This window comes from Sinorhizobium sp. KGO-5 (genome assembly GCF_036245905.1).
GTDB classification, from domain to species: domain Bacteria; phylum Pseudomonadota; class Alphaproteobacteria; order Rhizobiales; family Rhizobiaceae; genus Sinorhizobium; species Sinorhizobium meliloti_A.
Genome location: NZ_BDIZ01000005.1, coordinates 61,258 through 84,559 on the forward strand (window position 1 = coordinate 61,258; position 23,302 = coordinate 84,559).

General features: G+C 62.1%; 23 protein-coding genes and 2 pseudogenes. 9 read left to right on the plus strand and 16 right to left on the minus strand.

What is annotated here, in order from left to right:
* Positions 1-54: 54 nt before the first annotated feature.
* From BHD07_RS20745 to BHD07_RS20770, 6 genes are all read left to right on the plus strand, one after another.
* Positions 55-1,569 carry an ATP-binding protein gene (locus tag BHD07_RS20745; protein WP_338282917.1) on the plus strand — a complete coding sequence of 505 codons (1,515 nt, stop codon included), beginning with the start codon at positions 55-57 and terminating at the stop codon, positions 1,567-1,569.
* A gap of 253 nt (positions 1,570-1,822) precedes the next feature.
* Positions 1,823-2,440, plus strand: coding sequence for a 30S ribosomal protein S4 (gene rpsD / locus BHD07_RS20750; protein WP_003533017.1), 618 nt, complete (start codon positions 1,823-1,825; stop codon positions 2,438-2,440).
* Between the two features lie 144 nt (positions 2,441-2,584).
* The gene (locus tag BHD07_RS20755; protein WP_018095095.1) at positions 2,585-3,532 is read left to right on the plus strand and encodes a glutaminase; all 948 of its coding nucleotides are present in this window, start codon (positions 2,585-2,587) and stop codon (positions 3,530-3,532) included.
* 149 nt (positions 3,533-3,681) lie between these two features.
* Entirely contained in the window at positions 3,682-4,566 is an 885-nt protein-coding gene (gene ttcA / locus BHD07_RS20760; protein WP_100673138.1) for a tRNA 2-thiocytidine(32) synthetase TtcA, read from the plus strand.
* The gene (locus tag BHD07_RS20765) at positions 4,563-5,387 is read left to right on the plus strand and encodes an inositol monophosphatase family protein (protein WP_018095093.1); all 825 of its coding nucleotides are present in this window, start codon (positions 4,563-4,565) and stop codon (positions 5,385-5,387) included. Before ttcA ends, BHD07_RS20765 begins: the two co-directional genes overlap by 4 nt.
* Positions 5,388-5,687: 300 nt before the next feature.
* Positions 5,688-6,383 carry a class I SAM-dependent methyltransferase gene (locus tag BHD07_RS20770; RefSeq protein ID WP_338282918.1) on the plus strand — a complete coding sequence of 232 codons (696 nt, stop codon included), beginning with the start codon at positions 5,688-5,690 and terminating at the stop codon, positions 6,381-6,383.
* A 101-nt stretch (positions 6,384-6,484) separates the two neighbouring features.
* Here BHD07_RS20770 and BHD07_RS20775 read toward each other — a convergent pair whose 3' ends face one another.
* The 8 genes from BHD07_RS20775 to BHD07_RS20810 form a co-directional block, all read right to left on the minus strand.
* On the minus strand, positions 6,485-7,801 hold the full coding sequence (locus tag BHD07_RS20775; protein WP_338282919.1) for a multidrug effflux MFS transporter: 1,317 nt from the start codon (positions 7,799-7,801) through the stop codon (positions 6,485-6,487).
* Positions 7,802-7,858: 57 nt separating this feature from the next.
* The gene (locus BHD07_RS20780; RefSeq protein WP_275597850.1) at positions 7,859-9,106 is read right to left on the minus strand and encodes a multidrug effflux MFS transporter; all 1,248 of its coding nucleotides are present in this window, start codon (positions 9,104-9,106) and stop codon (positions 7,859-7,861) included.
* 341 nt (positions 9,107-9,447) lie between these two features.
* Complete coding sequence (grxD, locus tag BHD07_RS20785; protein ID WP_018095088.1) at positions 9,448-9,783, minus strand: Grx4 family monothiol glutaredoxin; 336 nt, start codon at positions 9,781-9,783, stop codon at positions 9,448-9,450.
* Between the two features lie 165 nt (positions 9,784-9,948).
* Positions 9,949-10,191: a hypothetical protein gene (locus tag BHD07_RS20790; protein WP_127712535.1), complete on the minus strand. Its 243-nt coding sequence runs from the start codon at positions 10,189-10,191 to the stop codon at positions 9,949-9,951.
* Positions 10,192-10,198: 7 nt separating this feature from the next.
* On the minus strand, positions 10,199-10,432 hold the full coding sequence (locus BHD07_RS20795) for a BolA/IbaG family iron-sulfur metabolism protein (protein WP_003531391.1): 234 nt from the start codon (positions 10,430-10,432) through the stop codon (positions 10,199-10,201).
* 123 nt (positions 10,433-10,555) lie between these two features.
* Positions 10,556-12,787, minus strand: coding sequence for a phosphoribosylformylglycinamidine synthase subunit PurL (purL, locus tag BHD07_RS20800; protein WP_338282920.1), 2,232 nt, complete (start codon positions 12,785-12,787; stop codon positions 10,556-10,558).
* 182 nt (positions 12,788-12,969) lie between these two features.
* Positions 12,970-13,557, minus strand: a complete 588-nt coding sequence (locus tag BHD07_RS20805) for an acyloxyacyl hydrolase (protein ID WP_100673144.1) — start codon at positions 13,555-13,557, stop codon at positions 12,970-12,972.
* Between the two features lie 90 nt (positions 13,558-13,647).
* The gene (locus BHD07_RS20810) at positions 13,648-15,066 is read right to left on the minus strand and encodes an aminotransferase-like domain-containing protein (RefSeq protein WP_275597853.1); all 1,419 of its coding nucleotides are present in this window, start codon (positions 15,064-15,066) and stop codon (positions 13,648-13,650) included.
* 1 nt (position 15,067) lies between these two features.
* Here BHD07_RS20810 and BHD07_RS20815 point away from each other — a divergent pair, with 1 nt between their 5' ends.
* Positions 15,068-15,391 (plus strand): DUF1127 domain-containing protein, encoded by a 324-nt coding sequence (locus BHD07_RS20815; protein ID WP_275597854.1) that lies wholly within the window; start codon positions 15,068-15,070, stop codon positions 15,389-15,391.
* A gap of 198 nt (positions 15,392-15,589) precedes the next feature.
* Positions 15,590-15,877: pseudogene (locus tag BHD07_RS20820) on the plus strand (GIY-YIG nuclease family protein); the annotation flags it as partial.
* A 418-nt stretch (positions 15,878-16,295) separates the two neighbouring features.
* Here BHD07_RS20820 and BHD07_RS20825 read toward each other — a convergent pair.
* The 4 genes from BHD07_RS20825 to purC all read right to left on the minus strand — a co-directional run bounded on the left by BHD07_RS20825 (position 16,296) and on the right by purC (position 18,587).
* The gene (locus BHD07_RS20825) at positions 16,296-16,703 is read right to left on the minus strand and encodes a hypothetical protein (RefSeq protein ID WP_018095082.1); all 408 of its coding nucleotides are present in this window, start codon (positions 16,701-16,703) and stop codon (positions 16,296-16,298) included.
* A gap of 105 nt (positions 16,704-16,808) precedes the next feature.
* Positions 16,809-17,480 carry a phosphoribosylformylglycinamidine synthase subunit PurQ gene (gene purQ, locus BHD07_RS20830; RefSeq protein ID WP_338282921.1) on the minus strand — a complete coding sequence of 224 codons (672 nt, stop codon included), beginning with the start codon at positions 17,478-17,480 and terminating at the stop codon, positions 16,809-16,811.
* A gap of 81 nt (positions 17,481-17,561) precedes the next feature.
* Positions 17,562-17,804, minus strand: coding sequence for a phosphoribosylformylglycinamidine synthase subunit PurS (purS, locus tag BHD07_RS20835; protein WP_003531405.1), 243 nt, complete (start codon positions 17,802-17,804; stop codon positions 17,562-17,564).
* A gap of 18 nt (positions 17,805-17,822) precedes the next feature.
* Entirely contained in the window at positions 17,823-18,587 is a 765-nt protein-coding gene (gene purC / locus BHD07_RS20840; RefSeq protein WP_003531407.1) for a phosphoribosylaminoimidazolesuccinocarboxamide synthase, read from the minus strand.
* Between the two features lie 229 nt (positions 18,588-18,816).
* Here purC and BHD07_RS20845 point away from each other — a divergent pair, with 229 nt between their 5' ends.
* Complete coding sequence (locus tag BHD07_RS20845; RefSeq protein WP_018095079.1) at positions 18,817-19,131, plus strand: DUF1476 domain-containing protein; 315 nt, start codon at positions 18,817-18,819, stop codon at positions 19,129-19,131.
* Between the two features lie 65 nt (positions 19,132-19,196).
* Here BHD07_RS20845 and BHD07_RS20850 read toward each other — a convergent pair whose 3' ends face one another.
* The 4 genes and pseudogenes from BHD07_RS20850 to BHD07_RS20865 form a co-directional block, all read right to left on the minus strand.
* Positions 19,197-20,255 (minus strand): 4-oxalomesaconate tautomerase, encoded by a 1,059-nt coding sequence (locus BHD07_RS20850; protein ID WP_338282922.1) that lies wholly within the window; start codon positions 20,253-20,255, stop codon positions 19,197-19,199.
* 23 nt (positions 20,256-20,278) lie between these two features.
* Positions 20,279-20,785, minus strand: coding sequence for a tripartite tricarboxylate transporter TctB family protein (locus BHD07_RS20855; RefSeq protein WP_127710039.1), 507 nt, complete (start codon positions 20,783-20,785; stop codon positions 20,279-20,281).
* Positions 20,782-21,760, minus strand: a pseudogene (locus BHD07_RS20860) (tripartite tricarboxylate transporter substrate binding protein). The gene BHD07_RS20855 and the pseudogene BHD07_RS20860 overlap by 4 nt, the downstream one beginning before the upstream one ends.
* Positions 21,761-21,784: 24 nt before the next feature.
* Entirely contained in the window at positions 21,785-23,302 is a 1,518-nt protein-coding gene (locus tag BHD07_RS20865) for a tripartite tricarboxylate transporter permease (RefSeq protein WP_338282924.1), read from the minus strand.

Consider the following 23,302-nt stretch of genomic DNA (forward strand, 5'->3'; position numbering starts at 1 on the left):
CCGTTTTGGCGACCCGTCCGCGGCCGCGAATCAACCCGTCACGAAGAGGTAAGGATGAAAGTCGGCATCGACATGGGAACGACGTCCGAAGGGACTTCGGCCTCGCTCGATATCGAAGAGCTTCTGGCGACGCGTCTTCTCGTGCAGGGCAATTCCGGCTCCGGCAAGTCGCATCTGCTCCGCCGTCTGCTGGAACAATCCGCGCCTTGGGTGCAGCAGTGCATCATCGATCCGGAAGGCGATTTCGTCACGCTTGCAGACAAGTTCGGCCATGTGGTGATCGAGGGGGAGCGTACCGATGCGGAGCTCATCGGCATCGCCACCCGCATCCGCCAGTACCGCGTTTCCTGCGTGCTTTCGCTCGAAGGGCTGGATGTCGAGCAGCAGATGCGCAGCGCCGGCGTGTTTCTGAATGCAATGTTCGATGCGGACCGGGAATATTGGTATCCCGTTCTGGTGGTCGTCGACGAGGCGCAGATGTTCGCACCGTCCGTCGGCGGCGACGTTTCGGAGGAAATACGCAAGGTTTCACTCGGCGCAATGACCAATCTCATGTGCCGCGGCCGCAAGCGCGGGCTTGCCGGCGTCGTCGCCACGCAGCGCCTCGCCAAGCTCGCCAAGAACGTGGCGGCAGAGGCCTCGAACTTCCTGATGGGACGCACCTTCCTCGACATCGATATGCTGCGCGCCGCCGATCTGCTCGGCATGGACCGGCGCACCGCCGAGATGTTTCGCGACCTGAAGCGCGGCTCCTTCGTGGCGCTCGGTCCCGCGCTTTCCCGCCGGCCGTTGAGGGTGACGATCGGTTCGGTCGAGACCTCGGCACGGTCGATGAGCCCGAAGCTGATGCCGCTGCCCGAAGCGCCGCAGGACGTGGCGGACCTGATCTTCACGCCCGACCCGGAGGAATTCACCCGCCCGGTTACCCGCCGCACAGCGCCGCAGCCGCGCCCCGCAAGCGATATTCTCGCGGAGCTGTCGCGGCCAAGGCCCGAGCCCGCAGCGCCCGTGGAAGCCAAGCCGGTGCAACCGGAAATCTCAGCGGAGGAGCGGGAGGCGCTGATCGGCAGCCTCTTTGCCGAAATCGTCGCAAATCCGGAAGCCGCGTTCAGGCCCGATGCTGAGCTCTACCAGGACTTTCTCGTGCGCTGCCGCATTCGCCGCGTCCCCGGACCCGCGCTCTCCTTGGGCGCATTCCGCCGCAAGATGGCCGTCGCCCGATCGGGCATCGATGCCGAGACGGCGGAAAGCGAGGATTGGGCCTCGGCGCTTGGGCTGGCCGACCGGGTGACGGAAGACCTGCAGGCAGTCTTCCTGATGCTGGCACAGGCGGCCCTGCGCGGGCTGCCTTGTCCGTCGGACGCTATGATTGCCCGCGCCTACGGAACGCATTCGGCCCGTCGCGCACGGCGATTGCTCGGTTATTTCGAAGAGCAGGGGCTTGTCGTCGTGCATGCGGATTTCTCGGGCAAGCGCATCGTCGCTTTCCCGGATCTCGGCAAGGAAACGGCTCCGGGCGACGCCAATGCCCCGGACACGGGCGATTCAGCGCGCGCGGCCGCCGAGTGAATTTGCATTCGGACGTGCGGCTGAATTTGCCATTGTTCCTGTCATATTCCGTTGACAATTCGCCGCCCAGTGCTTAAAGACCCGCTCAACGCCGGGCAGTGATGCCCGGTGTTTCATTTGACATGTCCCGTGGTTTCTCCGGCAGCGTGATCGTGAGAGACCTGTCAGAGCCCCTAAAATGGGTTCAGAGGAGGGCGTGTTTCCTTGATCCGGTTTGGCAGCAAACCGGTGTAACATTTTGAAAGGAAATGCGATGAGCAAGCGCGAGTCGTCCAAGTACAAAATTGACCGCCGTATGGGCGAAAATATCTGGGGCCGTCCGAAGTCCCCGGTGAACCGTCGCGAATATGGCCCGGGCCAGCACGGCCAGCGCCGCAAGTCCAAGCTTTCCGACTTCGGCGTGCAGCTGCGCGCCAAGCAGAAGCTGAAGGGCTACTACGGCGATATCCGTGAAAAGCAGTTCCGTGCGATCTTCGCCGAAGCATCGCGCCGCAAGGGCGACACCCCGGAGAACCTGGTCGGCCTGCTCGAATCGCGCCTCGACGCGATCGTTTACCGCGCCAAGTTCGTTCCGACCGTTTTCGCCGCGCGCCAGTTCGTCAACCATGGCCACGTCAAGGTCAATGGCGTTCGCGTCAACATCGGTTCCTACCGCTGCAAGCCGGGCGACGTCATCGAAGTCAAAGAAAAATCCAAGCAGCTCGTTACGGTTCTCGAAGCCGTACAGCTCGCCGAGCGTGACGTTCCTGATTACATCGAAGCCGATCACAACAAGATGGTCGCGACCTTCGTTCGCGTTCCCGCGCTCTCGGACGTGCCGTACCCGGTCGTCATGGAGCCGCACCTGGTCGTCGAATTTTATTCGCGTTAATCAGGGCTCGCCTGAACGAATTGGAAAACCGCCCGGAGACGGGCGGTTTTTTTGTACGAAGTTGCCGGACGAATCCCATAGACTGGAGGCGGGTGCAGGACGGCGTGTCCTGAACGAGACCGCTTCCGAAGTGAGAAGTGCCGTATGCGCGAGCCGAAACCGCAAGAAGACCTCCAGGCGATCATCGACGACATCTTTCTGGAACTGACGCCGCGCCTCGGCGAAGGGAAGGTTGCGGATTATATTCCACAGCTAGCACGCGTCGATGCCCGTCACTTCGGCATGGCGATCGTCACAACCGGCGGCAAGGTCTATCGCGCCGGCGATGCGGAGATGCCGTTCTCCATTCAGAGCATCTCCAAGGTGTTCACGCTCACGCTGGCGCTGGGCAAACACGGCGAAAACATCTGGAACCGGGTGGGGCGCGAGCCTTCGGGCTCGGCCTTCAACTCGATCGTGCAGCTCGAGCATGAGGGTGGTAAGCCGCGCAACCCCTTCATCAATGCCGGCGCGATCAGGATAAGCGACCTCATTCTCGCCGGCCACACGCCGAAGGAACTGATCGGAGAGATCGTTCGCTTCGTTCGTTATCTCGCGGATGACGAGGACATCGTGATCGACCACGAAGTCGCACGCTCGGAGACCGCGACCGGTTACCGCAACATCGCGCTTGCGAATTTCATGCGGTCCTTCGGCCGGCTCGATCATCCGGTCGAGCACGTGCTCGGCGTCTATTTCCATCATTGCGCGCTCGCGATGACCTGTAGCCAGCTCGCCAAGGCCGGCCTGTTTCTGGCAGCCGGCGGCACCAACCCGCTGACCGGCCACTCGGTCGTGTCGCGCCAGCGCGCGCGGCGCATCAATGCGCTTATGCTCACCTGCGGCCATTATGACGGCTCCGGCGATTTTGCCTATCGCGTCGGTCTGCCGGGGAAGAGCGGCGTCGGCGGCGGCATCATGGCGGTGGCGCCGGGCAAGGCGTCTATCGCCGTCTGGTCGCCGGGGCTCAACGAATACGGCAATTCGCTGCTGGGGTCGCTGGCGCTCGAAATGCTGGCTGCGCGTACGGGTTGGTCGGTGTTCGGGCCGTAAGCGCGCGGAAAGTAGCCGCCCCTGTACCCTTCACAGGACGCCACGGGCCCGCATGCCCGTTTTTTCTTGATCTTCCCGGCCGGACGGGGCAAGTGCTGCTTCAGAAAACGAAGCGCCACCTGCGCTCTGCACAATCCGAGATTGCCGCCATGGAAGTCGCACAATCCTCCCCGGACGAAACAGACAGCGTCATTCCCGATGACGCCGCCTTCGAAGGTGCGGCCCATCCGCTTTTTTCGCGCATGCCGTCCTCCGTCTCCTTCAACAAGCTGCGCAAGCGCCTGCTCAGGCAGGTGCGCCAGACGCTCGACGATTTCGGCATGCTCAAGGGCTCCAGACGCTGGCTTGTCGGCGTGTCGGGTGGAAAGGACAGCTACAGCCTGCTGGCGCTGCTGATGGACCTGCAGTGGCGGGGTCTGCTTCCCGTCGAAATCGTCGCCTGCAATCTGGATCAGGGGCAGCCGAACTTTCCGAAGCATGTCCTGCCCGACTATCTCCGGTCCATCGGCGTCGAGCACCGCATCGAATACCGCGACACCTATTCGATAGTGAAAGAGAAGGTGCCGGCGGGCGCGACCTATTGTTCGCTCTGTTCACGGCTGCGGCGCGGCAATCTTTATCGCATCGCCCGGGAGGAGGGCTGCGACGCATTGGTGCTTGGCCATCATCGGGAAGACATCCTCGAAACCTTTTTCATGAACTTTTTCCATGGCGGGCGCCTGGCGTCGATGCCGGCAAAGCTTCTCAACGACGAGGGCGATCTGATGGTTCTGCGGCCGCTTGCCTATGCGGCAGAGGACGATCTGGCGAAGTTCGCCGCGGCCATGGAGTTCCCGATCATCCCCTGCGACCTCTGTGGCTCGCAGGATGGGCTCGAGCGCAATGCAATGAAGGCGATGCTTGCGGATATCGAGCGGCGCATGCCGGGCCGCAAGGACACGATGCTGCGCGCGCTCGGACACGTGAACGCCTCGCATCTGCTCGATCCGAAGCTTTTCGACTTCCAATCCCTCTCTCCGGAGCCCAAAGAATGAGCCATTCCGTCGACATCGCCGCACTTGCCAACCTGCTGCAGGAAGCGGCGGTAAAGGAAATCCTCCCGCGCTTTCGCAATCTCGGCTCCGGCGATGTGCGGATGAAATCGGAAGCGATCGACCTGGTGACGGAAGGCGACGAGGCCGCCGAGAGGCTGATCAAGGCGAATATAGACGCGATTGCGCCGGGGGCCGTGTTCATCGGCGAGGAATCCGTCGCCGCCGATCCGGCGCTCCTCGACAAGCTCGCCGGTGCAGATCTCGCGATCGTCGTCGATCCGATCGACGGCACCTTCAATTTCGCAGCCGGCCTGCCGCTCTTCGGAGTGATGGCGAGCGTCGTTGCCGGGGGAGAGACCGTCGCAGGGATCATCTACGATCCGCTCGGCAACGACTGGGTCATCGCCGAGCGGGGCTCCGGCGCGTGGATGTGCCGGCCCGACGGGACGCAGGAGAGACTGTCGGTCACAGCCGGGGTCACCGTCGACAACATGGTGGGCGTCGCATCGGCCGGGTTTTACGCGCAGGCCGAGCGCCGCATCGTCATGGGCAATATGGCGAAGGTCCGGATGGCCACGAGCTATCGCTGCGCGGCGCATGAATACCGAATCTTTGCCGGCGGTCATCTGCACTTCCTGATGTATCAGAAGCTTATGCCCTGGGACCACCTTGCCGGCACCCTGATCGCCGAAGAGGCCGGCGCCTATGCGGCCCGTTTCGACGGCTCGCGTTATCTGCCCGCGCACACGAACGGCGGGCTGCTTCTGGCGACCGACAAGGAGAGCTGGGAGGAGTTGCGGCGCGAGGTCTTCACCGTCTGATCTGAAAAGCCCTTTCGAACGACAGGGGCCGCCCGGTTTTCCGGGCGGCCTCTGTCGTTAGACCCGATGCACGGAAAACCGCTACACGGTATTCGACACCGTGTCCAAGCTCTGGCGGATCACCCTGAACAGGAAGGTTGGATACGTCGAAAGGCGCGGAAGAATCCTAGAAGCTCTGCCAGCGAATTTTGAGACTCAATTTGATCAAAGCCGAACGCATGGCCTTGATTGGCGTATCAATGATACCAGAAGCCGATAAGTGATCGTCTTCGGACGAGGTCTTTGGCGCTGGAGTAAACATTGTCTGAGAATGATTATGATGCGTTTGCAGCGGCCTATGACGCTGACAACGAGAACAATGCCTGGAATGCCTATTACGAGCGGCCAGCCATTCTTTCGATGGTTGGAGATGTCACCGGGCTTCGGGTGCTTGACGCAGGGTGCGGCGGCGGAGCCCATGCTGCGGCGCTCCTCGACCGAGGGGCAATCCTAACCGGTATCGACGCAAGTGCGGGACTGCTCGAGATCGCACAACGCCGCCTTGAAGGCCGGGCGCGATTGTTGGTGGCGGATCTGAACGAACCGCTGCCCTTCGACGATGGTTGCTTCGATTTGATCCTTGCCTCCCTTGTCATGCACTATCTGCCAGACTGGTCACATCCCCTTTCGGAATTCGCCCGTCTGCTGCCCCAAGGCGGCCGCCTGGTTTTCTCCACGCACCACCCTTTTATGGATCACCAGTTGGCGGGTCGCGAGAACTATTTCGAGACCTATAGCTTCAGCGAAACGTGGCAGCGTGGCGGGAAGGCCATCACAATGCGCTTCTGGCATCGTCCACTTCACGCCATGGTTGATTCATTGAGGGCAGCGGGGTTCCAACTCGAGTCGCTGAACGAACCTCAGCCCGATCCTGGGGCCCACTCACGCTTCCCAGAAGCATATCAGACCCTGACGACCAAGCCGCGATTTCTCTTCTTTTCGGCGGTGAAAGCGTGAGGGCCACTCTTGTGGGGCAAAGCCAATGTCAATCGCTCGCGAAGCAGACAACAAAAGCAGTGCCCTCCTGGGTGGGCACTGCTTGCCATCAATCGGGGGCTCTAAAGGTGTCCGCCGCCGCCGTGTTCGTGCGTCCCATCGCTGTCGCCCGGATGGGTGAACAGCTTTCCATTTTCCGCCCAGAGCGTTGCGAGGATGGTCAGCACGCCGAACAGGGCGTAGCCGCCGAAGAGCGGCTGCAGCGTGCCGTTGAAGAGCTGGCCGACGGCACCGCCGATCAGCGCACCGCCGGTGGTGGAGACGAAACCGGTGACGGCGGTTGCCGTGCCCGCCAGATGTCCCATAGGCTCGAGGCTGATGGCCGTGAAGTTGGTGGCGATGACGGCGAAGAACATCAGCAATAACGAAAACAGGAGATAGCTGATGGCGAAGGCCGGAGTGCCCGCGAGCGACAGGACGTAACCGGTCGCAGCAAAGAGGGTGAAGAGGATCATCGCGGCATGCGAGATGCGTCGCATGCCGAAACTGCGCACGAAATAGCCGTTGGCGAAGTTCGCGACCGCTATCCCGCCGGCGGTGCCTGCAAAGGCGATAGGCATCCAGTCACTGAGGTTGTAGACCTCGCCGAAGACCTGCTGAACGCTGACGACATAGGCGCAAATGACGGCGGTAAACAGGGTCATTCCGATCATGTAGCCGCAGGTGATGCGGTTCGTGAGCACCGTGCGGAAGCCGGAAAGGACCGCTCCCACCGAAAGCGGCAGACGTTCCTCCTTCGGCAGGGACTCCTTCATCCGGGTCAGCGCCCAGACGAACAGGGCGGTGCCGACGACGCCGATCAGGATGAAGATCCAGTGCCAGTCGGCATAGGCGATCACCACTTGGCCAAGTGTCGGAGCGACGATCGGCACGATCATGAAGACGATCATGACATAGGACATGACGCGCGCCATGTCGCGGCCGCCGAAACAGTCGCGGACGATCGCCATGGTCGTGATGCGGACGGCGGCACCGCCGATTCCCTGGATGAAGCGGAGCAGGAGCAGCGTCTCTATGCTTTCGACCCAGGAGGCGGCGAACATCGACACGCTGAAGAGTGCAAGGCCGCAAAGGAGAACGGACCGGCGCCCGAAGGCATCCGAAAGGCTCCCGAAGAATATCTGGGAGAGGCCGAAGCCGAGAAAGAAGACGCCGATCACGAGTTGCGTATCGTTGGCGTTGGCAACGTTGAGCGTCTGGCCGATGCTCGGCAGAGCCGGCAGCATGCTGTCGATCGCGAGCGCAATGCTCGCGGTCATGACTGCAATGGTGACGATGAATTCGACAAGGCCCATTCCGAGACGCGCGGCGCCCGAAGCCTGATCGGCATGGCCCGATGATTGTTCACCAAGCGAAGATTGTTGGGAAACGGAAGTCATGTTCAAAACATCCAAAATGGACTGGGAGGAAAAATCGGTGGCCTCGAGCCGATCCGGCTAGCCTGCCGGATTGTGCGGTTTGAAGAGCTTGCCGCCCTCTGCGATCAGCACGCAGACAAGCGCCACGAGTGCGACCGTGAAGAAGCCGACCGCAAGGGGCGTGACGCTGTTATCGAATGCCTGGCCGATGAACGCGCCGATGATTCCGCCGCCGATCGTCTGCGTGAAGCCGAGAACGGATGAGGCGGTGCCGGCAACGTGGCCGAGCGGTTCCATCGCCATGGCGTTGAAGTTGGCGGCGATCAGCCCGAACTGGAACATGGTGGCGGCATGAAGGAGCATGAAGACCGGCAAAGGCAGCGGCCCGATCAATGAAGCCGACATCCAGATGAAACTTGCCAGGGTGAAGCCGAGAAGCGCGGCGTGCGACAATGCCCGCATGCCGAACGTCCGGACAAGTCGCGAATTGGTAAAGGAGGCGACCGCCATCATGCCGGCGAAAGCGGCGAATACTGCCGGAAACCAGACGCCCAGGCCATAGACGCCGACGAGAATTTGTTGCGCCGAGTTGATGAAACCGAAGAGACCGCCAAGGAGAGCCGACGTCGCGAGCGTATAGAACAGCGCCAGCCGGTTCGTCAGCACGATGCGGAAGCCCGCAAGTATGGACGAGGCCGTGAAGGGGCGCCGGTTGGCGGGGGCCAAAGTCTCACGAAGGCGCAAGGCGACCGGAAGCGCTACGGCAACCGCGAACAGTGCGATCACGACGAAGATCATGTGCCATTCGGAAAAGAGCATGATCAATTGTCCGATGCTCGGCGCGATGACCGGGACGATCATGAACACCATCATTACCAGCGACATGATCTCGGCCATCTGCCGCCCGCCATAGACATCGCGCACGATGGAAACGGTGATGACGCGGGTTGCCGCCGCGCCTATGCCCTGGACGAGCCGAAGGAAGAGGAGTGTCGTGAAGGTCGGTACGAACACGATCGCGAGGGCGCTGACGCCGTAAAGGGCCAGCCCGCCCAACAAGGGTGCCTTTCGCCCGAAGCGGTCGGACAGGGGGCCGAAGAACAGTTGCGCGAACCCCATGCCGAGCAGGTAGGCGGTTATGACGTATTGCCGATGGTTCTCATCGGCCACGCCGAGGCTCGCGCCGATTTCCTGCAGCCCGGGCAACATGATGTCGATCGAGATCGCATTGATGGACATCAGCATGGCCATCAATGCAATGAACTGGACTTTCGTCAGCCCGGAGAGGGTGGCGGCTTGGTCTATGGGCCTTGTCATTTCATACATCCTGCCGGCTGCCGCTTTCCCGCAGCCGTTCTTTGCCACGCCGAGCCAGTGCGTGGCATGTTTCGCAATGATTAGGATCTGCTGAATAAATTCAGTCTTTTGTTGTGTCGGATCGAAAAGGACGCAGTACTCGCCGGCGCAAATCGAAGGAGGCCGCACCCCTGGGCAGGGCTGCATACGAGACCGCGCGCCCGGTCGTCCATGACGCCCATGATCGGCGTGAATTTCGCCGCCCGCTCATGAAGCGTATCGAACATTAGGCGTGCGGCATATTGCTTCGGAATCAAAAAAGGCGGTTACCCGCCTTTTCCGATCATCGCAAAGATGCGGTTCGGAGGGTGTCAAGCGGCGCCCTTGACGGAAATACCCTGTCCCTGAAGAAGCGTCTGCAACTCGCCCGCCTGGAACATCTCCCGCACGATGTCGCAACCGCCGACGAACTCGCCCTTTACGTAAAGCTGCGGAATGGTCGGCCAATTGGAATAATCCTTGATGCCCTGACGCAGATCGGCATCGGCGAGCACGTTGATGCCCTTATAGTCGACGCCGACGTAATCCAGGATCTGCACCACCTGGCCGGAGAAACCGCACTGCGGAAACTGCGGCGTTCCCTTCATGAAAAGAACGACGTCGTTGCTCTTGACCTCGTTATCGATGAAATCGTTGATTCCGCTCATCTTGTCTTCCTTCCTGCGCCGGTTTCAAGGACCGGATGTCGATTGGGGTCTAGATAGCACGCATGGACGTGGTTTTCACCACCCAATCGCAAAATTATTGATGGTCCCTCAAAGTTCGGCTTCCGCACCACTATCAGCGGGGCACGAGGGCTAGGCCATCGGGATCTAGGCCGAGCGGCGGCGCAGTTTGCTCCGGGAAGCCGCGGTCCGGCGACGGCTCACCTGCTTCTTTGCCGGTTTACGCAAGGCCGCCTCGACGATGTCAGCCAGTATGCCGCCAGACTTGGCTTTCCTGCTTCGCCGTTTCGCCCGCTTGGCCGCGGTTCCGGCCGCTCTGGTTTTCTTGAGGATCTCTTTCAACGCGCTGTCAACGACCCCGCTTACGAGCTCCTTGATCAGGTCGGCCATTTCCGTCTTACTCCGGCGCGCTAGTTTGAAGGGCGAGCGCATGCAGAATGCCGCCCATGTTGCCCTTCAAGGCGTTGTAGACCATCTGGTGCTGCTGCACGCGCGTCTTGCCACGAAACGCTTCGGCCACGACTTCGGCGGCATAGTGGTCGCCGTCACCGGCCAAATCACGAATCGTGACCTTTGCGCCGGGAATCCCGGCCTTGATCATGTCTTCGATATCGCCTGGTGCCATGGGCATGATACGCCAACTCCCTTGTAATTTTGCGGCGCGGCGGCATTGCCGCCGCCCGCTATGCACTAAAGGGAACACGATTCAGGGGCCGAAGGCAAATGCTGTTTCGACCGTCTGCCGGCCGGCGGGTCAATTGTCCGGTGCGAGATCGCCACCCATGTAATTGGGGAACCACGCCTCATGTGCGGAACGCAATTCATCGACGGATACGGGCCTGGCGTTTCCGAGCTGCACCGCATTTCCGCCTGTCCTGCCGATCACCGGCAGCGCAACGCCGGCGGCTTTTGCCCGCGCGGCCACCGTCTCGGTCGAACTCTCCGCGACGGTCACGACATAGCGGCCCTGGTCTTCGCCGTAGAAGACCGGGATCGGGTCGTGTTCCGCAGGTGCATCGATCGTCGCGCCGATGCCGGAAGCGATGGCCATCTCGGCCACGGCGAGCGCAAGTCCCCCCGAGGAGCAGTCGTGCACGGCCGTAACCAGGCCGTCCTCGATCAGCCCGCGAACGAAATCGCCGACCTTGCGTTCATGGCCGAGGTCGACATGCGGCGCCGGACCGTCGGTGCGGCCATGAATGTCGCGCATGTAGACCGACTGGCCAATGTGCGTTCCCCAGCTCTGCGGAGCACCGGCGAGGAGGATGGTCTCGTTCGCCGCAGCAAAGCGAATCCGCGCCATCTTCGACCAGTCGCGGACGAGGCCGACGCCTCCGATGGTAGGGGTCGGCAGGATCGCCTGGCCGTTGGTCTCGTTGTAGAGCGAGACGTTGCCGGAGACGATCGGGAAGTCGAGTGCCTGGCAGGCTTCGCCGATGCCTTTGATCGCATGCACGAGCTGGCTCATGATCTCCGGCCGTTCGGGATTGCCGAAGTTCAAATTATCTGTGGCGGCGAGCGGCAGCGCGCCGGTCGCAGTCAGGTTGCGCCAGCACTCGGCGACCGCCTGCTTGCCGCCCTCGAACGGATCGGCTTCGACGTAGCGCGGCGTAACGTCCGAAGAAAAGGCAAGTGCCTTGGTCTCATGACCCTCGACGCGGATTACGCCGGCGTCGCCGCCCGGAAGCTGCAGCGAATTACCCTGGATCAGCGTGTCATACTGCTCATAGACCCAGCGGCGCGAGGAATTGTTGGCGGAACCGACAAGCTTCAGAAGCGCATCGGACACATCAGCCTGCGGAATGTCGTTGGTGGCGAGCGGCGAGGGTGTCCTTGCCGGCGTCCAGGGGCGGTCGTATTCCGGCGCCTCGTCTCCGAGTTCCTTGATCGGCAGGTTCGCGACTTCTTCGCCCTGGTGCAGGATGCGGAAACGCAGGTCGTCGGTGGTCTTGCCGACGATCGCGAAATCGAGGCCCCATTTGACGAAGATGGCCTTGGCTTCCTCTTCCTTTTCCGGGCGCAGCACCATCAGCATGCGCTCCTGGCTTTCCGAAAGCATCATCTCATAGGCTGTCATGCGCTCTTCGCGCACCGGCACCTTGTTGAGATCGAGTTCGATGCCGAGATCGCCCTTGGCGCCCATTTCGACGGCCGAGCAGGTGAGGCCGGCAGCGCCCATGTCCTGGATCGCAATGACCGCACCGGTCTGCATCAGCTCCAGGCAGGCTTCGAGCAGGCACTTCTCGGTGAAGGGATCGCCAACCTGAACGGTCGGGCGCTTCTCCTCGATCGACTCGTCGAACTCGGCCGACGCCATCGTCGCCCCGCCGACACCGTCGCGTCCGGTCTTGGCGCCGAGATAGACGACCGGGAGGCCGACGCCTTCCGCCTTCGAGTAGAAGATCGCGTCGGTCTTGGCGAGCCCCGCAGCGAAGGCATTGACGAGGATGTTGCCATTGTAGCGCGCGTCGAACTCGACTTCGCCGCCGACCGTCGGCACGCCGAAGGAATTGCCGTAGCCGCCGACGCCTGCGACGACGCCCGAGACGAGGTGGCGGGTCTTCGGGTGATCCGGTGAACCGAAGCGCAGCGCGTTCATCGCCGCTACCGGACGCGCACCCATCGTGAAGACATCACGCAGGATGCCGCCGACGCCCGTTGCCGCTCCCTGGTAGGGCTCGATGTAGGAGGGGTGGTTGTGGCTCTCCATCTTGAAGACGACGCAGTCACCGTCGTCGATGTCGACCACGCCGGCGTTCTCGCCCGGGCCCTGGATGACGCGAGGCCCCTTGGTCGGGAGCGTGCGCAGCCATTTCTTCGAGGATTTGTACGAGCAATGCTCGTTCCACATGGCCGAGAAGATGCCAAGCTCCGTAAAGGTCGGCTCGCGCCCGATCAGGTTCAGGATGCGTTCGTATTCGTCGGGCTTGAGCCCGTGCGAGGCGATCAGGTCCGGGGTGATGGGGCGGGTGTTGGAAATCGTCATCGTCGACCGTCAAATCCTTCGGGCGGCGCGCAACCCTCGCTTCAAAGGGAAGGCGCGTGCGTACCGCAACGTAACAGGGGCGCTTTGCGGCTTCTTTAGCCTATGCTGCGGCGCGGCGCGACAGAAAAATACGGTCGATCAACAGGGCGGCAGCCCGGATTTCAGCCCGTCGGACCGGGACTCTAGAACTGGTAGCCGAGCATCAGCCCCGCGCGCGTGAGCCCGTCGTTCGGGCCGTCGCAGAGGTTGGCATTGGACGCATGCTCGACCGTGGCCGAGAGATTCCAGTGATCGTCGAAACGGTAGCCCACGGCTGCATATTCGCGGAACAGCAGCCTGCAGCCGAGTTTCGGTCCGTCCGATCCATCGTCATTGAGATCGCCGTCATGCACCGTGCCGCCGGCGCCGAGCTCGATGAAAACGCGCTCGGTGATGTCGGCATTCCAACTCAAGCCGGCGTAGATTTCGTTTACGCCGCTGGACGAGGTCGCGACGGACGCGCCGGCATGGATCCGCGGCCGCAGGATTTTCTCGACAAGGCCGCTTGCGCTGCCGGCGCCGAGCGGATCGAAGAACAATGTAGCGGAGGGGAAGACCCCGTCTTCCTGATTTGAGCCGTTGCCGATCGAGGTCGTAGCGCCGAACCGCAATTCATCGAAGACACCTTCTGCTGCACCGGCCTGAGAACCGATGAGTGCGCTCGAAAGCGTCAGGGCTGCTGCAACGAATGTAAACGGTCCCCGACCTGCAAACGAGCGGAAATCCTTCATGCTCAAACCTTCCAGTGCGAATCAATTCTGCGGGATCAAAAGCAAGAATAGATTGCCGAGGCTTGTGCGAAAGTCACCTCTAAAAAGTAATCAATCGAAACTGTCGTATCCGGCGCGCCCGCTATCGAGGAGACGGCGTAGTATTTCGAAGCCTCTTCGCACCTCGGATCGTTCGGTGGGCGAGGAGAAACCGACGCGGATACGGTGAAAAACCCGGTCGGAGCGTCCGGCCTTGAATTCATCCTCATCGTCGATAAGCACGCCCTCCTGCAGGGCGGCCTGCTTGAAGGTTCCGGAAAGCCAGGGCTCGGGCAGCTTCAGCCAGAAAAACGGAATCTTCGGATGCGAGTTGAAATCGAAGCCCGTGAAGATTTCGCGCGCCAGAGCTTCGCGTGCGCCTATTTCCTCGACGCCGCGATTGCGCAATACCGACGCCGATCCGGACAGGACCAGACGGGCGCAAAGCTCCGCGAGAATGAAAGGCAGGCCGCCGCTCACCATCTTGTGGGCTACGCGGATGCGCTGGCTGAAATGCGGCGGGCAGGCGACCCAGCCGCCGCGTACGCCGGCAGCAACGGACTTCGAAAGACCGCCGACGAGGAAGGTTCGCTCGGGCGCAAGTTCCATCAGCAATGGCAGCGGGTCCCCGGTCATGGAACCGTAGAGATTGTCCTCGACCAGCCAGACGCCGTATTTGCGCGCGATGTCGGCGATTGCCTGGCGCCGGTCGAGCGGCATGACCGCCACCGTAGGGTTCTGCGCGCCGGGCATCAGAAAGGCGAGTTTCGGGTGCTGCTGGGCACAGACACGCTCGAAATCTTCCGGCCGCATCCCGAATTCGTCGCATTCCACCAGCGCGATCCGCCGGCCGATGAGGCCCGCGCTGCGGCTGATCTGGGAATAGGTCAGCGTCTCGAAGGCGATGCGGTCGCCCGGGGAGGTGACGGCCGAGATCACCGCGACGACTGCGGCATGAGCCCCAAGCGTCGGGACGACCGTTTCCGGCCCTGGCCGGAAATTGCCGCGTGCCAGCCATTGAGATCCAGCCTCGAACCAATGATCCGGAAAGTTGCGGGCATAGCTCGCAATGTCCCCGTGATGCTCGCGGCTGATGTCTCCGAGCAATTGCGCCAGGATGTCGCCCTGTCCGATATCAGGAGCGGCGGTGCTGTCGAAGCGGAGCTTGCCGGCGGGCGCTATGAGCGGGCGCGTCCCTGAAAGCGACGTCGTCAGCGGATCCGACTGCTCCGGCGGCCGGCTTTCCGGATGATCGAGAACGTAGGTGCCGCGGCCGACCTCGCCGCTGACAAGGCCACGTTCGCGGACAATGCCGTAGGCGCGCCCGATCGTGCCGATCGTGACCCCTACATCGAAGGCGAGATTGCGCTGGGGCGGCAGCTTCGTACCCGCGGGCAGGGTGCCGTTGCCGATCGCCTCTTCGATCTGGTCGGCGATGCGCGCGTAAAGCGGCCCGTGACCTTCTTCAATGTCGGGAAGCCAAGTTGTCATAGTGACAATTCTCTATATTGCGCGACATTTCATGTCAATTATCTCTATGGCAGCAGATGCAATGCGAGCAATGGTGATGACAATGGGTGCAATTGATGCAATTCAGCCCCGGGAGCGCAATCCGCGGCCACCGGCCCGCTTCGGCATTGATTCACGAAGTGGCGCGGGAAACTTGTTGTCGCGGCTTTGGCAGCTTTATAGCAAACTGGCGTCCAAGAGGCGCAGCCGTCTGGCGCTCGACGAACTGAGCACGCATCTGCTCGACGATATCGGTGTGAGTGAAAAAGAGGCGCGGCGTGAGTCGGCCGTCCCTTTCTGGCGGTAGGTGTCCGGCGATTGCTTCCTCGCTGTCTCGTCACAGCGATGAGAGCGGCGCCGCGTCTGCGGCGCGGAAGAGTCCTTCCAGTCCAATGACTTGGTCTGGCTGGATTCCTGTGACAAGCACAGGAATGAGGGCCGGGGAGGTTTGGTCTCTACAACGTCCGATTGCGAATATGCGAGGGAATGGTCAACCTTTCACGCAATGAAGGGTTACGTCTACATTCTCGCATCGAAGCGAAACGGGACGCTGTACACGGGCGTAACCCGGGACCTGCCGCGCCGCCTCCTCGAGCACCAGAACGATCTGACGCCTGGGTTCACGTCCAGATACGGCGTGAAGACCTTGGTGTGGTTCGAGGAGTTCGACCTGCTGACTTCCGCCATCATGCGGGAGAAGACGATGAAGAAATGGCCGAGGAAGTGGAAGCTTAAGTTGATAGAAGAATTGAACCCGGAATGGGAAGATATCTCCCACTATCTTCACGGTTTATGGAACGCGCCGAGGGACCTTCTCCACCCTCATCGCTGTGCTCGTCACAGGGATGAGAGCCGCGCCGCGTCTGCGGCGCGGAAGAGTCTTTCCAGCCCAAGGACTTGGTCTGGCTGGATTCCTGTGACAAGCACAGGAATGAGGGTCCGGGGATGTGCGGCATCGCACGAAATTTCTAACATGCAGATACGAGGGAGGCGGGCACGGGTGTTACGGCAACCTTCGCTCCCCTATCCGCACGGCCTATGGGAAGTGCTTCGAGGGACCGCACCCCTTCCATCCTCATCCCTGTGCTCGTCACAGGGATCCAGCAGCGCCGCGTCTGCGGCGCGGAGGAGCCTTTCCAGCCCATGGATTGGCCGGACTCCTCCGCGAGAGCATCGCCTCGCGGAAGGGCGCGTTGCCGAAGATGGTCGGATCAGCTGCAGCCTTTGCCGCCGGCGGCCCAACGGCGCACGTCCGCGGCGATGCGCGTCCCTACGGGCTCGCTCATCAGCGGGCCGAACGCCTGCAGGCGGGCTGGTTGACCCTCGGCCTCGACCACGGCAAGCGGGCGCGATTCCGGTGATTTGCGCGGGACAATCAGGATGCGCGGGCGTCCGGAGAAGGAGTTGAGTTCGGGGGCGAGGCGATAGGCTTTGAACGCCGCATCGCCCGACTTGAACCAACAGCCATTCGCGCCGAGAGCGATGCGTTCCATGGTCGGCAGCGCGGCGGAACTCGCGGCCGGTGCTGCGGGACGCCCCGACTGGCAACCGGCGACAAGCGTCAGGCTGGCGGCAACGCAGGCGAGCGCAAGGGAACGTCCGTTAACAATGGATGACATAGGAGGTCTCACGGGAACTGGTGGCGAATGCCGCCTTCCAGCGGCGACCGGAGCAATTTCATAAGTACGAAGTGGTTTTCCGCCCGTAGTGCTACATGACAAAACTTAAGCAGCAATTACGTCCAGCGCCGAGGCGAAGAGTCCTCGGCCGTCCGCGCCGCCATGGGCGGACTCGATCAGATTTTCCGGATGCGGCATCATGCCGAGCACATTGCCCTTCGCGTTCAGGATGCCGGCGATGTCGTTGACGGAGCCGTTCGGATTGGTGCCTTCGGCATAGCGGAACACGACCTGGCCGCTGCCTTCGATTGCCTTCAACGTTTCCGCATCGGCGAAATAGTTGCCATCATGGTGGGCGACAGGGCTGCGGATTACCTGACCCTTGGCGTAGGCGCGGGTGAAAGCGGTGTCGGCGTTGACGACTTCCAGCTTCACCTCGCGGCAGACGAACTTCAGCGAGGCGTTGCGCATCAGCGCGCCGGGCAGGAGGCCCGCTTCGACGAGGATCTGGAAACCGTTGCAGACGCCGAGGACGCGTACGCCTTGCTCCGCCTTGGCTTTGATCGCCTGCATCACCGGCATCCGTGCAGCGATCGCGCCGCAGCGCAGATAGTCCCCGTAGGAAAAGCCGCCGGGAATGACGATCAGATCCACATCCGGGATTTCGGTCTCGGTCTGCCAGACGGTGACAGGCGCCTTGCCGGAAATCTTCGTCAGCGCCGCGATCATGTCGCGGTCGCGATTGAGACCAGGAAGCTGAACGACGGCGGACTTCATGACGTACCTATCTTGCCTTTGCCCCCGGCATATAAGGATTTCCGGGGCTGTTTCAACGCAGTGCAATGGCCGCCCCCGCCGTCAGGCGAGGGAGATGCTGTAGTTTTCGATAACGGTGTTGGCGAGCAGCTTTTCGCACATGGCCTTGAGGTCGGCTTCAGCCTTGGCCTTATCGGCGGTTTCCAGCTGCAGATCGAAGACCTTGCCCTGTCGCACCTGGCCGATTCCGTCAAAGCCGAGAGCGCCGAGAGCGCCTTCGATCGCCTTGCCCTGCGGGTCGAGAACACCGTTCTTCAGCGTCACGGTTACGCGTGCCTTGATCACTTTTGCTTATCCCCGAGATTACTTGACCAGCACCGGACCCGAACCGCGCGGCGGCTCGTTTTCATTGATGATGCCGAGGCGGCGGGCCACTTCCTGATAGGCTTCGACAAGTCCGCCCATATCGCGGCGGAACCGGTCCTTGTCCATCTTTTCCTTCGTCTCTATGTCCCAGAGACGGCAGCTGTCGGGGGAGATCTCGTCGGCCAGGACGATGCGCATCATGTCGCCCTCATAGAGGCGGCCGCATTCGACCTTGAAGTCGACCAGCTGGATGCCGACGCCGAGGAAGAGGCCGGAAAGGAAATCGTTGATGCGGATGGCGAGCGCCATGATGTCGTCGAGTTCCTGCGGGCTCGCCCAGCCGAAAGCCGTGATGTGCTCCTCGGAGACCATCGGGTCGTCGAGGGCGTCGGCCTTGTAATAGAATTCGATGATCGAGCGCGGCAGGACAGTGCCTTCCTCGATACCGAGGCGCTTGGCGAGAGAGCCGGCGGCAACATTGCGCACCACGATCTCCAGCGGGATGATCTCCACTTCCTTGATCAACTGCTCGCGCATGTTGAGGCGGCGGATGAAATGGGTCGGGATGCCGATCTTGTTCAGATGCGTGAAGATGTACTCGGAAATGCGGTTGTTGAGTACGCCCTTGCCGTCGATGACGTCATGTTTCTTCTTGTTGAAGGCGGTGGCGTCGTCCTTGAAGAACTGGATCAGCGTGCCCGGTTCCGGACCCTCGTAAAGGATCTTGGCCTTGCCCTCGTAGATACGGCGGCGACGATTCATGGATCTGTCTCTGTGGTTGTTGGCGCTCTTGGGAGGCGCATTGGGAATTTTCTCAGCGGGTCCATATCCGAAAAGAAGACAATTAACAATCGGCGTGTCTTTCCATCCCCGGATTAGATTAGGCTATCATGAAAGTCGCCGAAGGCGAAAAGGCGCATTGCACTTTCGAGAGCCTTTTGGTTTATGGCGATGGTGCTTCGGGCAGCATATTTTTCAGGGAGATCGATTGATGACGACGATGCAGGACCGCGAAAAGGCTTTCGAGGCGAAGTTCGCGTTGGACGAGGAATTGAGGTTCAAGGCCACCGCGCGCCGCAACAAACTGCTTGGCCTTTGGGCCGCCGGTCTTCTCGCCAAGTCGGACCCGGAAGCCTATGCGAGCGAGATCGTCGCCGCGGATTTCGAAGAGGCCGGGCACGAGGACGTCGTGCGCAAGATCAAGGCCGATTTCGACGCGGCTGGCGTTGCCATATCCGAGGACGACATTCGCGTCCGCATGATTGAATTGCTCTCGGAAGCGGTTGCACAGCTACAGAAAAACTAGACGACACCTGCATGCCGCCGCCCGGCAGAGACCGGGCGGCGTTTCTTTGAGCGGCGCCCCCGTTGTCATGCGAAGACGCGACCATCGAAGAGTTTTCGCGCGGTTCGCAGAAACGAGCATTCCTCCACGCTGCCGGCGTCGTCGAGCCGAAGCAGGATTTCCATACGGCCCGTCGGGTGCTCGACGGCCAGAGTCTTTTCCTCGCCCTCCGGCAAGGTGGCGAGGGACGCTGCGGGACTGTTTGGCAGCAGGCACGCCGTGGCCACGCTGAGCGCGCCAAAGACGCCGATCGAAGCATGCACGCGGTGGGGAATGAGGCTGCGGGTCATGATGGCGCCGCCATTCACCGGAAGGGCGACCAAGGTCATCTTGGGGACCGACTTTTTCGTGACGTCGCCCAAATGCATCAGCGGTCCTGCGGCGAGGCGGATGCGCTCGATACGCGCCTTGACAGACTCGTTCGCCTCGAGCTCTTCGCGGGTCTCATATCCCGTCAGGCCGAAATCCGCCGCCCGCATGACCACGACCGGCATTCCGTTGTCGATCAGCGTGCAGGCAACACCCTCGATCTCGTTTGCGGCCGAGCCGGTCGGCAGCAATGCGCCGCAGCTTGAGCCGGCGGCGTCCGTGAAGGTCAGATAGACGGGTGCGGCGGGAGTCGGCACCCCGTCGATCGACGCGTCGCCCGTATAGACCGGTCGGCCATTCGCGGTGCGGATGCGCGCGACAGCAGACTGGGACGTGTTCTCCATGTAGATGCGGATGGCGGTTTCGCCTTCCGCGGCTTCGACCAGCCCGCGCTCGACGGCAAAAGCGCCGACACCGGCAAGGATATTGCCGCAATTCTGGCTGTCGCTTACCACTGCCTGATCGACGAAGACCTGGAGAAAGAGAAAATCTACGTCGAAACCGGGCCGAGCCGAGGCGCGGACGACGGCCACTTTGCTTGTCAGCGGATCGGCCCCTCCAATGCCGTCGATCTGGCGCGGGTCGGGCGACCCCATGATGCGCAGCAGGAGCCGGTTGCGCTCCCCAGCGTCGGTCGGAAGATCGTCCGCGAGAAAATAGGCGCCTTTCGACGTGCCGCCTCTCATCATCATGCACGCAATGCCGTCTGGCGTCATGTGTTCACTCCTGTCAGGTCGTTTCAAGGAAGAGGAAGCGCGAGCAGCTTGCCGAATACCAGATAGGCGATCGCCCAGAAGCCGGCCCCGGTTGCTGCGGCTCGGACGAGCGGCTTCTCGCCCGGAAAGAGCAGCGTCGCCACGCCCGCGCCGATTCCGAGGCAAAGGGCCAGCCCGATCCAGTTCGCGCCGAGACACACGGCGACGAAGAGGGCCATCAGGCCGCTGACGCGCGCAATGTCGACCCTGCCGTGCGTTCCGCCGAGATCGACGCCCCTTAGGACCTGAACGAGATAGACAGCCGACACCGCCGTACCGAAGACAGCAACCTGAATGGGCAGCGAACCCGGCCCGACATCGCCTCGTGAATGTCCAGCCGGCAGCCCGAGGCTCAACAGCAGGAAGCCCGCATTCCAGCCGATGCACACAAGAGCCGCGACGAGGTTTTGCCAATAGTGCCCGTGAGGTGCCTCCCCGCCGTGCCCGGCGGAGAGATCATGTTCCGGAGCACCCGATGCGTGACCGCTCATTCGACGTATCCGTTGGCCTTGAGAAATTCGAGCTGGTTGGTGAGATCGCTCTGCGCCCGTTTGGTGAAATCCTCTTCCTTCCAGTCGGGGCTATCCTGGAACTGCTCGGTCTGGAACTTCTTCCAGTCCTCGGATGCAGTCACTTTGTCCACTGCAGCCTGGATGGCGCCGACGGCGTCGTCGGGTGTTCCCGCCTTTACCGCGATACCGCGCCAGACCGCCCCCTCGATGTCGTAGCCCTGCTCTTTGAACGTCGGTACGTCGGGCAGGAATGCGCTACGCTCGTCGGTCGAAACGCCAAGCAGCTTGATTTCGCCGCTTTTGACCTGCGCAAGGCCGGTCGATGGCAGCATCGAGGTGCTTGCCGAGGAGGCCGAGCGTCACCTTGCCCGACGCGTCATGCGGGATCCAGCCGCTTTCGAAGCCGCCCTTCTTCATGAGCTGGTACAGCATGTACTGATGAAAGCCTCCGGGCGCATGGCCGCCGACTTTCAGGCCGTTCGGATTGTCCTTCATGTATCCGATGAAATCGTCGACGGTCTTGAATTGGCTGTCGGAAAGCACTGCAAGCGAAGACGGCTCCGACTGCATGGCCCGAAGCAGGCGGAAATCCTCGAGTTCGAAGGGAATGAGGCCTTGGGCGATGCCGAAGGTCAGTGTCCCGGTGAGGACGAGGATGTTGTAGCCGTCGGCCGGCTGCGTCATGATCTGCGAGACGCCGACGGCGCCGCTGCCGCCCGGCCTGTTGTCCACTTTCACCGTCCACCCTGCCTCCTTTTCCAGGAGCTCGGCGAGCTTGCGGCCGTAAGTGTCGAGCGCTCCCCCGGCACCCGCCCAAACCACCAGCGTCACCGGCTTTTCCGGAAATTCCGCGGCGAGGGAGTTCGCCGGTGCTGCAAATCCGGACAGGACGAGGGCCAGCCCCACAGCCGCGCCTGCCATGCGCGCGCCGAATGTTCTTCTTGTAATACTCATGTCTTCTCCTCCAGTTGGATGCTTTCAACGGACAGTGCAGTCCGCCGTTTCTTCGGTCCGCGCACTGGCGCGGCGCGCCTGGATCAGTCGCCAAAGCGGCGTCAGCAGGCTGACGAGGCTCAGGATGAGGAAGATCAGGCTGATCGGATCGGTGACGAAGATCGTGTAGTCGCCTTGCGAGGACACGAGCGCGGTACGATAGTTCGACTCCACCAGATAGCCGAGTACCATAGCCAGAATGACGGGGGCGACCGGGAAGCGGAGCTTCTTCATGAGATAGCCGACGACTCCGAAGCCGAGCATCAGGTAGACGTCGAACATCAGGTTGCGGATGGCGAAGGCGCCGAGAACGGCAAAGGCCATGATGCCGACGGCGATCACCGCGTCGGGCAGCCGCATCACCCGGGCCATGAGCGGCAGGAAAAGAGAGCCCGCGGCATATTGCACCAGCGACGCGATGATTGTCCCGAAAAGGATCGCATAGACCAGCGACGGCGCTTCGTTGAAGAGCTGCGGACCGGGATGCAGTCCGTGCATAATGAGTGCGCCGACCATGATCGCGGTCGTCGGGGAACCGGGGACACCGAGCGCAAGGAGGGGCACGAGTGCGCCGCCGACCGCGGCGTTGTTGGCGGCTTCAGGTGCCGCGATGCCGTTTGCGGAGCCATTGCCGAACTCTTCGGGATGACGGTCGCGGGCGCGGGCATAATCGCGGGCGACCCAGCAGGCGATGTTGCCGCCGACACCGGGAAGAATTCCGAGCAGGGTGCCGATGACCGAACCGGAGAGCATGGAGCGCCAGGTTTCCTTCCACAGGGCCGCTGACATGAACACGTGGCCGACCTTGTCCTTGATGGACGGCGCAGACACCACGCGGCTCTCGACCATCGCGAGCGCTTCCGACACGGCGAAGAGGCCGATGAGTGCCGCCAGAAACGGTACGCCCTCATAGAGCTGGAAAAGTCCGAAGGTGAAGCGCGGCGTGCCGGCGATCGGATCTATGCCCACCGTCGCCAGCGCAAGACCGAAGGCGGCACAGGCAAGACCCTTCACCAGCGAACCACCGGACAGTGCCGCGACCGAGCTCAGGCCGAACACGCCGACGGCGAAGTACCCGGCCGGTCCGAACTTCAACGCCAGCGAGGCGAGCGGCATGGCCAGCAGCAGCAGCGCAAGCCCGCCGAGAACCCCGCCGACGGTGGAGGCAGTCAGCGAAATCGAGATCGCCTCATTCGCCTTGCCCTGTCGAGCCATGGAATAGCCGTCGATCGCGGTCGCCGCAGCGGCGGCCGTGCCCGGGGTCGACAGGAGGATCGCGCTGATAGAGCCGCCATATTCGGCTGAGGTATAGAGCGAGATCATCAGCAGCATGCTGAGCTCGGGGCCGAGATTGTAGGTGAACGGGATGAGCAGGCTCAATCCGATCGACGGACCAAGCCCGGGCAGGGCGCCGATGACGATCCCGAGCAGGGCCCCGGTGACGAGTACGGCAACGCCGGAAAGGCTGAAGATGACGCCGAGCGACTGTAAGATACCGTCCAT

Bases quoted from the DNA above. Each gene is read 5' to 3' on its own strand.
- BHD07_RS20845 (WP_018095079.1), top strand. From the start codon at position 18,817: ATGACGACGATGCAGGACCGCGAAAAGGCTTTCGAGGCGAAGTTCGCG.
- BHD07_RS20780 (WP_275597850.1), bottom strand. From the start codon at position 9,106: ATGTATGAAATGACAAGGCCCATAGACCAAGCCGCCACCCTCTCCGGG.
- purQ (WP_338282921.1), bottom strand. From the start codon at position 17,480: ATGAAGTCCGCCGTCGTTCAGCTTCCTGGTCTCAATCGCGACCGCGAC.
- BHD07_RS20850 (WP_338282922.1), bottom strand. From the start codon at position 20,255: ATGACGCCAGACGGCATTGCGTGCATGATGATGAGAGGCGGCACGTCG.
- rpsD (WP_003533017.1), top strand. From the start codon at position 1,823: ATGAGCAAGCGCGAGTCGTCCAAGTACAAAATTGACCGCCGTATGGGC.
- BHD07_RS20855 (WP_127710039.1), bottom strand. From the start codon at position 20,785: ATGAGCGGTCACGCATCGGGTGCTCCGGAACATGATCTCTCCGCCGGG.
- grxD (WP_018095088.1), bottom strand. From the start codon at position 9,783: ATGAGCGGAATCAACGATTTCATCGATAACGAGGTCAAGAGCAACGAC.
- BHD07_RS20790 (WP_127712535.1), bottom strand. From the start codon at position 10,191: ATGGCCGACCTGATCAAGGAGCTCGTAAGCGGGGTCGTTGACAGCGCG.
- BHD07_RS20745 (WP_338282917.1), top strand. From the start codon at position 55: ATGAAAGTCGGCATCGACATGGGAACGACGTCCGAAGGGACTTCGGCC.
- ttcA (WP_100673138.1), top strand. From the start codon at position 3,682: ATGGAAGTCGCACAATCCTCCCCGGACGAAACAGACAGCGTCATTCCC.
- BHD07_RS20755 (WP_018095095.1), top strand. From the start codon at position 2,585: ATGCGCGAGCCGAAACCGCAAGAAGACCTCCAGGCGATCATCGACGAC.
- BHD07_RS20825 (WP_018095082.1), bottom strand. From the start codon at position 16,703: ATGTCATCCATTGTTAACGGACGTTCCCTTGCGCTCGCCTGCGTTGCC.
- BHD07_RS20795 (WP_003531391.1), bottom strand. From the start codon at position 10,432: ATGCCCATGGCACCAGGCGATATCGAAGACATGATCAAGGCCGGGATT.
- BHD07_RS20765 (WP_018095093.1), top strand. From the start codon at position 4,563: ATGAGCCATTCCGTCGACATCGCCGCACTTGCCAACCTGCTGCAGGAA.
- BHD07_RS20805 (WP_100673144.1), bottom strand. From the start codon at position 13,557: ATGAAGGATTTCCGCTCGTTTGCAGGTCGGGGACCGTTTACATTCGTT.
- BHD07_RS20810 (WP_275597853.1), bottom strand. From the start codon at position 15,066: ATGACAACTTGGCTTCCCGACATTGAAGAAGGTCACGGGCCGCTTTAC.
- BHD07_RS20775 (WP_338282919.1), bottom strand. From the start codon at position 7,801: ATGACTTCCGTTTCCCAACAATCTTCGCTTGGTGAACAATCATCGGGC.
- purC (WP_003531407.1), bottom strand. From the start codon at position 18,587: ATGAATCGTCGCCGCCGTATCTACGAGGGCAAGGCCAAGATCCTTTAC.
- BHD07_RS20865 (WP_338282924.1), bottom strand. From the start codon at position 23,302: ATGGACGGTATCTTACAGTCGCTCGGCGTCATCTTCAGCCTTTCCGGC.
- purL (WP_338282920.1), bottom strand. From the start codon at position 12,787: ATGACGATTTCCAACACCCGCCCCATCACCCCGGACCTGATCGCCTCG.